This is a genomic window from Fischerella muscicola PCC 7414 (assembly GCF_000317205.1).
In the GTDB taxonomy this organism is placed as follows: Bacteria; Cyanobacteriota; Cyanobacteriia; order Cyanobacteriales; family Nostocaceae; genus Fischerella; species Fischerella muscicola.
In genome coordinates this window covers 68,041-75,961 of the sequence record NZ_AJLK01000065.1, presented here as the reverse complement: position 1 = coordinate 75,961, position 7,921 = coordinate 68,041, and the positions used below count along the sequence as shown (strand labels likewise).

Annotated in this window: 6 protein-coding genes; 5 read left to right on the top strand and 1 reads right to left on the bottom strand. The window is 43.6% G+C overall.

All coding sequences use genetic code 11. The features are described from left to right. Positions 1-141 precede the first annotated feature (141 nt). The 3 genes from UYI_RS0109770 (at position 142) to UYI_RS32365 (ending at position 3,799) form a co-directional block, all read left to right on the top strand. Positions 142-1,041, top strand: a complete 900-nt coding sequence (locus UYI_RS0109770) for a carbohydrate ABC transporter permease (RefSeq protein WP_026085853.1) — start codon at positions 142-144, stop codon at positions 1,039-1,041. Between the two features lie 210 nt (positions 1,042-1,251). Next, positions 1,252-1,395, top strand: a complete 144-nt coding sequence (locus UYI_RS36705) for a hypothetical protein (protein ID WP_157226323.1) — start codon at positions 1,252-1,254, stop codon at positions 1,393-1,395. Positions 1,396-1,534: 139 nt separating this feature from the next. Further along, complete coding sequence (locus UYI_RS32365) at positions 1,535-3,799, top strand: CHAT domain-containing protein (protein WP_016866482.1); 2,265 nt, start codon at positions 1,535-1,537, stop codon at positions 3,797-3,799. Here the strand turns inward: UYI_RS32365 and glmM are convergent. Next, complete coding sequence (glmM, locus tag UYI_RS0109755) at positions 3,767-5,230, bottom strand: phosphoglucosamine mutase (RefSeq protein WP_016866481.1); 1,464 nt, start codon at positions 5,228-5,230, stop codon at positions 3,767-3,769. The two genes, UYI_RS32365 and glmM, sit on opposite strands and share 33 nt — an antisense overlap. Before the next feature lie 552 nt (positions 5,231-5,782). Here glmM and UYI_RS0109745 point away from each other — a divergent pair. Next, positions 5,783-6,502: a biliverdin-producing heme oxygenase gene (locus UYI_RS0109745; protein WP_016866479.1), complete on the top strand. Its 720-nt coding sequence runs from the start codon at positions 5,783-5,785 to the stop codon at positions 6,500-6,502. Between the two features lie 370 nt (positions 6,503-6,872). After that, positions 6,873-7,919, top strand: coding sequence for a cobalamin biosynthesis protein CobW (gene cobW / locus UYI_RS0109740; protein WP_016866478.1), 1,047 nt, complete (start codon positions 6,873-6,875; stop codon positions 7,917-7,919). Positions 7,920-7,921 lie beyond the last annotated feature (2 nt).

Here is a 7,921-nt window from a genome sequence, read left to right as displayed (position 1 = left end):
AAGGGAGTGGGGAGATGGGGGAGTGGGGAGATGGGGGAGTGGGGGAAGTGTGAGGAGTAGTAAATAACTAATCAACCACTAACTACTAACCACTAACTACTAACCACTAACTACCAACCACCAACAACCAACAATCAACAAATGACCAATTTAAGTATAATGCGTAGTCGAGAACAGAGAACAGCGTGGCTTTTCTTGTTGCCTGCGTTGCTGCTGTTGTTGTTAGTATTTGGTTATCCGATTCTGCGGGCTTTTTGGTTGAGTTTGTTTGCTAAGAATTTGGGAACTCAGCTACAAGCTAATTTTGCTGGTTTGGATAATTATGTGCGGATGGCTGGAGATGGGCGTTTTTGGCAAAGTTTCTGGATTTCATCTGTATTTACAACCGCATCGGTGATTTTTGAATTGGTGTTGGGGTTGGGAATCGCCTTAATTCTCAATCAACGATTTTTTGGACGAGGTGCAGTCAGAACTGTTGCTATCATACCTTGGGCTTTGCCTACTGCTTTGATTGGTTTGGCGTGGGCGTGGATTTTTAATGATCAATTTGGGGTGGTAAATGATATTTTGCTGAGATTGGGTGTAATTCAAACTGGGATTAATTGGCTGGGAGAACCAACCCTGGCGATGATTGCAGTTGTATTTGCAGATGTGTGGAAGACTACACCATTTATTAGTATTTTGTTGCTGGCTGGTTTGCAGTCAATTTCCTCAGATTTGTACGAAGCCCATGCCATTGATGGTGCTAGACCTTGGCAAAGTTTCTATCAAATTACCTTACCACTGTTGATGCCGCAAATTCTGATTGCGATGCTGTTTCGATTTGCCCAAGCTTTCGGGATTTTTGATTTAATTGCTGTGATGACTGGCGGCGGGCCTGGTGGTGCTACGGAAGTTGTATCTTTATATATCTACTCGACCATCATGCGCTATTTAGATTTTGGGTATGGGGCGGCGCTGGTTGTGGTGACATTTTTATTATTAGTTGCAGCAGTCGCGATCGCAAGTTGGTTGTTGAGGAAATCTCGTTTAACGGTGTAAGGGGATAGGGATCAGGGATTGGGGATTGGGCAATAGTAGAGAAAATTAGTAAATCTTAAGTAGGGTGCGTTAGGCTAAAGCCTAACGCACCGCCGATAACACGGTGCGTTTCAAGAAAAATGATGTTAAAATACGCGCCACTACAGTGATTTTATTTTTACTTGTGGTTTAAAACAAAAAACTTCAAGTTTGAAACGAAAAACTTGTAGTTTGAAACAAAAAACTTCAAGTTTAAAACGAGAAGCTGGTGGTTTAAAACAAGAAACTTGTGGTTTAAAACAAAAAACTTCAAGTTTGAAACGAAAAACTTGTAGTTTGAAACAAGAAACTTTACCTTCAGAACATCAAACTTGAGCATCAAAAGGTCAAACTTGAGGATTCAAACCTCAAAACTGACTCACAAAGAACCACTAACCACTAACAAAGCTTTGATTCCGAAATCCAGTGATTATACTGGGAATCATTAAGATAGCAATATTAAATTAGTCTAGCTATGCCCCTCACCTTCAGCTTTGCTTTGACACAAAATCAGACATTTGAACTAAGGTGTGATTATGGTTCGCGGCGTCTGGATAGTGTGGAGTTGGGCGCGTTAATTGAAGTATGTGAAAAAAACTACTATCCTCGACAAAAAGACAGTCTACCCGAACTTATCCAATTAGGACGACGACTTTATCACTGGCTAGACGGTAAAGAAGGATGGCTGAGAAGGGCGTTAGATGAAGCAGATGAGGGGACGATTTATTTAGATTTAATTCAAACCAGCGAAGCACAAGCATTAAACCCACAAACAGAACGGATGGCATTGGGACTTGCCCATTTACCGTGGGAATTGTTACATGATGGTACAGTTTTTTTACTGACACGGCAAGATATAGCAGTCTTACCAGTGCGTTCTATGCAGCAACGTCACACCCAAATTATTGGTGTGCAAAATCGCCCTTTGCGGTTGCTGTTTATGGCGACTGCACCAGAAGATCCTAGAGTTGCGACGCTGGAATTTGAAAGGGAAGAAGCCAATATTCTGCAAGCAACCAAGGATCAGTCGTTGGCGTTGATTGTCGAGGAAAGTGGATCCGTTGAAGAGTTGAAAAATCTGGTTGCATCCTACGAGCAAGATTATTTTGATGTCTTTCACATCACGGGACATGCGTTAATTTATACCAACAAAGACTATGGCTTTTTGCTGCGCCCAGGACAAAGAATAGCAGATCATACCCCTTGCTTGATTACGGAGGATGAGGTGGGGAATGTACAACTTACTACTGTAAGTGATCTTGCCAAAGCCTTTCGCGGACGTTGGCCGAGGGTGATTTTTCTCTCTGGTTGTCACACGGGAGAAGTTGCAAACAAAGGGACAGTACCCTCAATGGCGCAACAATTGGTGAAGGCGGGGGCGGGTGTAGTTTTGGGTTGGGCGCGTCCGGTGTATGATCGCACGGGTATTATTGCAGCAAAGGCGCTGTATCAGTCTTTGGCGATGGGGGCGACGGTAGAAGAAGCGGTGAAAGTCGCCCAGCAAGAGATGATTGCTGAAAAATGCACCGATTGGCACTTGTTGCGGATTTATCGAGATACGCGCCCGATTCAGGAGTTGGTAACACCCTTGAGAACCAAGGGAAGAGAAAAGCTGGTATTTACACCGCCAGAAAACGAATTTTTGGATGAGAATAATATAGTTAAAGTCGCCAGTCGATTTGAATTTGTCGGACGCAGGCGGGCTTTACAAAGATGTTTACGGGTGTTGCGGGAAACCAGCGACAACATCGGCGTATTTATTGCTGGGATGGGGGGACTGGGTAAGAGTACCTTGGCGGCGCGATTGTGTACGAGAGTCAGAAGCCAGCGCGAAGAGTTTCAGCAGGTGGTGTTGATTGGGCCTTTGGATGAGATAGGGTTACTAAATAAGCTTTCCAGTAAGTACGAACGGTTTGCTGATGTTCCCGCACTCCTCAACGAACCAAAGGTTTCTCTGAAGGGACGACTACAAAACTTTTTTGAGGCGATCGAAAACGAACACAATCAGCCTTTGCTGTTGGTGTTGGATGACTTTGAGCAAAATATCCCCAAAGCTAACATTGAAGATGGCTCATTGCGGATGACAGCAGAAGCCTACCGCATTTTAGAAGCGATTTGTGCCGCGCTGGCAGAAAATAACGCTGTGAGTCGGTTGATTGTCACCTGTCGCTATTTGCAACCAGACACTTTACCACCCCATCGCCTGCATTTAGAATCTTTGGCAGCGATGAGCAAAAGCGATATTGATAAAATCTGCCGTCCCTTAGATAAAGAAATTCAGCAACAGCCAATCACGCGACGGATTATTAAAGTAGCCGATGGGAATCCCCGTTTGTTGAAATGGCTGTTAGAAATCATTCAGCAACCGAGTTTAGAATCAGATGCGCTTTTGACTCGTTTAGAAGCGACTGAGCAAAAGTTCCGCGAGAATATTTTGGCGCGGACTTTGCTGGATGCTTTGGCAGTGGAAGAGAAAAAGTTTCTGGCGCGGTTGAGTGTGTTTCAATTGGCGGTGACAGAAGAAATTATCAATGCCATCACCCCATCACCCCACCTCCCCACTGCCCCTAATCCCCACTCCCTTAGGGGAGTGGGGATTAGGGGCAATGGGGGGCTAGGGATCCCCACTTTGTGGGGTTGGGGGCAATGGGGAGATGGGGTGATGGGGAGAATAAATACTAATCCCCGATCCCCGATCCCCGATCCCTCAACCCAGATATTTCTGCACTTGCAGTACTAATTCATTCGTCCAGTAATTAGCAAGATCGGCTGCTTCTGCTTCTACCATGACTCTGATCACTGGTTCTGTACCGGAAGCACGAACTAAAATTCTCCCAGTATCACCTATTGCGGCTTCAGCTTTAGCTATTGCTGCTTGCAGAGGTTGGCATTCTTGCCACGCCATGCGTTTGTGACGATCTTCTACTCGTACGTTCCGCAATAGCTGGGGATAGGTATGAAAGCTTTGATCTACCATTTCTGCCAAGGAAGCACCCGCGTGTTTGACTAAGGCTGCTACGTGTAAGGCGGTGAGTAATCCGTCTCCTGTGATGCCGTAGTGACGGCATAAAATATGACCAGATTGTTCTCCTCCCAGCATACCGCCAGTTTTCTGCATTTCTGCTTGCACGTATTGATCGCCTACTGGTGTGCGAATCAGTTTACCACCGTTCTGCTTCCACGCTCTTTCAAAGCCCAAGTTTGCCATGACGGTAGACACAATTAAGTTATCTGGCAATGCTTGCTTTTGCTGGAGGTGGCGTCCCCACAAGTAAAGAATGTAATCACCGTTGACTTGCCGTCCATGATTGTCTACAGCTAACACGCGATCAGCATCGCCATCAAAGGCAAAACCCAGATCAGCATTGTGTTCCCTAACTGCTGCTTGCAAAATATCTAGGTGAGTTGAACCGCAGTTGACGTTAATGCGATCGCCATCTGGTTGGTGATGCAAACAGATAACTTCTGCCCCCATCGACTCAAATACCGATGGCGCTAACCCAACTGCTGCACCCCAAGCCAAGTCTAAAACTACTTTCATGCCTTGGAGATTAACTGTCTCTAAAGGCTGTGTTAACGCATTTGTGTAACTTCCTAGCAACTCCGGGCGTGAATAATGTCTACCACAATTGCTGACACTAGTAGATGCTGCCACACCCCGCAGTCCGGCTTCAATTTCTGCCTGCAAAGTTTGGGGTAACTTTAAACCATCAGCACCAAAAATTTTGATGCCGTTATCCTCTGGCGGATTGTGGCTAGCAGAAATCATTACCCCACCAATGGCATCACTCATACTAGTGAGATAAGCAATGCATGGAGTGGGACATAAGCCCAGATACCAAACTTCTAGCCCCGCTGCTGTTAACCCTGCACTCAAGGCCATAGCCAGCATATCACTGGAGTTTCTTGAGTCCTGCCCAACAATTACTGATCCTGAATCAGCAGCATAAGACCGTAATACAGTACCTGCCCAATAACCAATTTGCAACGCTAGAGGCGCACTCAGTAATTCCCCTACTCGCCCACGAATACCGTCTGTGCCAAACAAGGGAGTTGTCGGTAATGAGATGCTATTGGGCGCAAGGCTACCCTCGATAACTTTCTGCAATTTATCAGGTTCAGAAGCAGAACTGCCGCCAAAGCCTTGAGTCCGAGTTATAGATGAGACCATAAGTAGAAACACTCCACACAGACACACAGAAGATTATGACTAATCCCCTATGAATTAGGTTTTACCACGATATCTGATTTGTTTTCTTTTTACAGATTTATTTGTTCCTCAGCTCTCATTTAAGCAGAAATACTTAAATTTTTTGTGAAGCTTTTGTAAAAACAATCTCAAAAAATTAATTTATGTTGGTGGTTAGTTGTTGATTGTTGGTTGTTGATTGTTGGTTGTTGGTGGTTGGTAGTTAGTGGTTGGTAGTTAGTGGTTGGTGGTTGGCGGGCATTGGGCATTGGTTATTCTCCGCGTCCCCGTGTCTCCCCATCTCCATACCTCCCCGATCCCCCATCACTTTACAGATTTTAATTTCTTTTTACAATTCCTAAACATACCTCTGTTCCAGTGACTGTGGTTGCTGTGTTGCACAATACAAAGTCTTGACACTTAAAAAATATTAATAGAAATTCTCATCAAATAGCTTTACTGTAACGTTTTAGTGGCTTTTGTAGCCGTTCTGAACAAGGCAGCTATTTACCTTTTAAATTTGAGAAATTTAGCATGAGCAGTAATTTAGCAACTAAATTGCGTGTAGGCACTAAAAAAGCCCACACAATGGCAGAAAACGTTGGTTTTGTCAAGTGTTTTTTAAAAGGAGTTGTAGAGAAAAACTCTTACCGCAAGCTGGTTGCCAACCTCTACTTCGTCTATTCAGCGATGGAAGAGGAAATGGAAAAGCACAAAGATCACCCCATTGTTTCCAAGATTAACTTTCAACAGCTATACAGACAACGTAGCTTAGAAACAGACCTGGCTTATTACTACGGTAATAACTGGCGAGAGCAAATCCAACTATCCCCAGCCGGAGAAGCCTACGTCCAGCGTATCCGGAAAGTCTCTGAAAAAGAACCAGAATTGTTAGTTGCCCATTCTTACACCCGTTATCTGGGTGACTTGTCTGGGGGACAAATTCTCAAAGGAATTGCCCAAACAGCAATGAACCTGAATGGGGATGGCGTCGCCTTCTATGAATTTGCAGATATTGACGACGAAAAAGCATTCAAAAATAAATATCGTCAAGCTTTAGACGAACTCCCCATTGATGAAGCTACAGCCGATCGCATTGTTGAAGAAGCAAACGACGCCTTTGGTATGAACATGAAGATGTTCAACGAATTAGAAGGTAATTTGATTAAAGCGATCGGGCAAATGCTTTACAACACCCTTACCCGTCGTCGGACTCGCGGCAGTACTGAAACCGGACTCGCCACAGCCGAGTAAAAGCTGTAACAATTTTAGATTTTGAATTGTAGAAACAATAATTAGTTGCCAATCTAAAATCAGATAGTACTAAATCTCGCATAAAACATCTTAGGGGTAGTAGCCTTGAGATTACCTGTAGCAGGCATGGGTAAGCGCAAGGAGACTACCCCTAAAACAATGAAAAATTAAAAATTAAAAATTAAAAATTGGTAAGTAAAACGAGGTGAAAAAAACAAACTGTGTAAAGATAAGTAATACCAATTCGCCAAAAGAATGCGACAGATAGGCCATCTTGTAGAGACGTGATGTTCCTCGCGTCTCTACATTCGTGCCGACTTACTTTCTGAAAATTACTTATTTTTAAGACTATACAAAGATTATTTACAGCATGGCTACAAAAATTCCTGTCACCGTAATCACCGGCTTTTTAGGAAGTGGTAAAACTACTTTGATTCGCCACTTGTTACAAAATAATCAAGGACGACGCATTGCTGTTCTTGTCAATGAATTTGGTGAACTTGGTATAGACGGCGAACTATTAAAATCCTGTCAAATTTGCCCAGAAGATGGTGAAAGTGAAGATAATATTTTTGAATTAACCAACGGTTGCTTGTGCTGCACAGTGCAGGAAGAATTTTTGCCGACAATGCAACAATTACTCAAACGGCGCGATCGCATCGATTGTATTTTGATCGAAACCTCTGGTTTAGCATTACCAAAACCATTAGTAAAAGCATTTCGCTGGCCAGAAATTCGTTCTGGTGCTACAGTTGATGCTGTGATTACCGTCGTAGATTGTGCAGCAGTCGCAGCTGGAACTTTTGCCAGTGATCCAGAAGCAGTAGAAGCACAAAGACAAGCAGATGATAGTTTAGAACACGAAACACCCTTACAAGAATTATTTGAAGATCAACTGGCTTGTGCAGACTTAGTGATTTTAAATAAAACAGATTTAATCGACCAAGAAACAAAAGCAAAAGTCGAGGATTTAGTTAAACAAGAATTACCCAGAGTCGTCAAGATCGTAGAAAGTAATCAAGGTCAACTTGATCCGTCTATCTTATTAGGATTTCAAGCCGCAGTTGAAGAAAACTTAGATAATCGTCCCAGTCACCACGATACCGAAGAAGATCACGATCACGACGAAGAAATCACAGCAACGCACTTAATTTTAGACCGTGATTTTGACCCGCAAATACTGCAAAAACAATTGCAAAACCTTGCCCAACAACAAGAAATTTACCGGATTAAAGGCTTTGTTGCAGTACCCAACAAACCCATGCGTTTAGTCATGCAAGGCGTGGGGACACGTTTTGAACAATTTTACGATCGCCCTTGGCAACCAGATGAAGCAAAGCAAACCCAGCTAGTTTTTATTGGGCGCAAACTCAATCGCACTGAAATTGCAGCACAGTTAGAAGCGAGTTTGTGTTAGTA

Excerpts from the sequence above, each read along its gene's own strand:
- UYI_RS0109770 (WP_026085853.1), top strand. The coding sequence starts at position 142 with ATGACCAATTTAAGTATAATGCGTAGTCGAGAACAGAGAACAGCGTGG.
- UYI_RS32365 (WP_016866482.1), top strand. The coding sequence starts at position 1,535 with ATGCCCCTCACCTTCAGCTTTGCTTTGACACAAAATCAGACATTTGAA.
- glmM (WP_016866481.1), bottom strand. The coding sequence starts at position 5,230 with ATGGTCTCATCTATAACTCGGACTCAAGGCTTTGGCGGCAGTTCTGCT.
- UYI_RS0109745 (WP_016866479.1), top strand. The coding sequence starts at position 5,783 with ATGAGCAGTAATTTAGCAACTAAATTGCGTGTAGGCACTAAAAAAGCC.
- cobW (WP_016866478.1), top strand. The coding sequence starts at position 6,873 with ATGGCTACAAAAATTCCTGTCACCGTAATCACCGGCTTTTTAGGAAGT.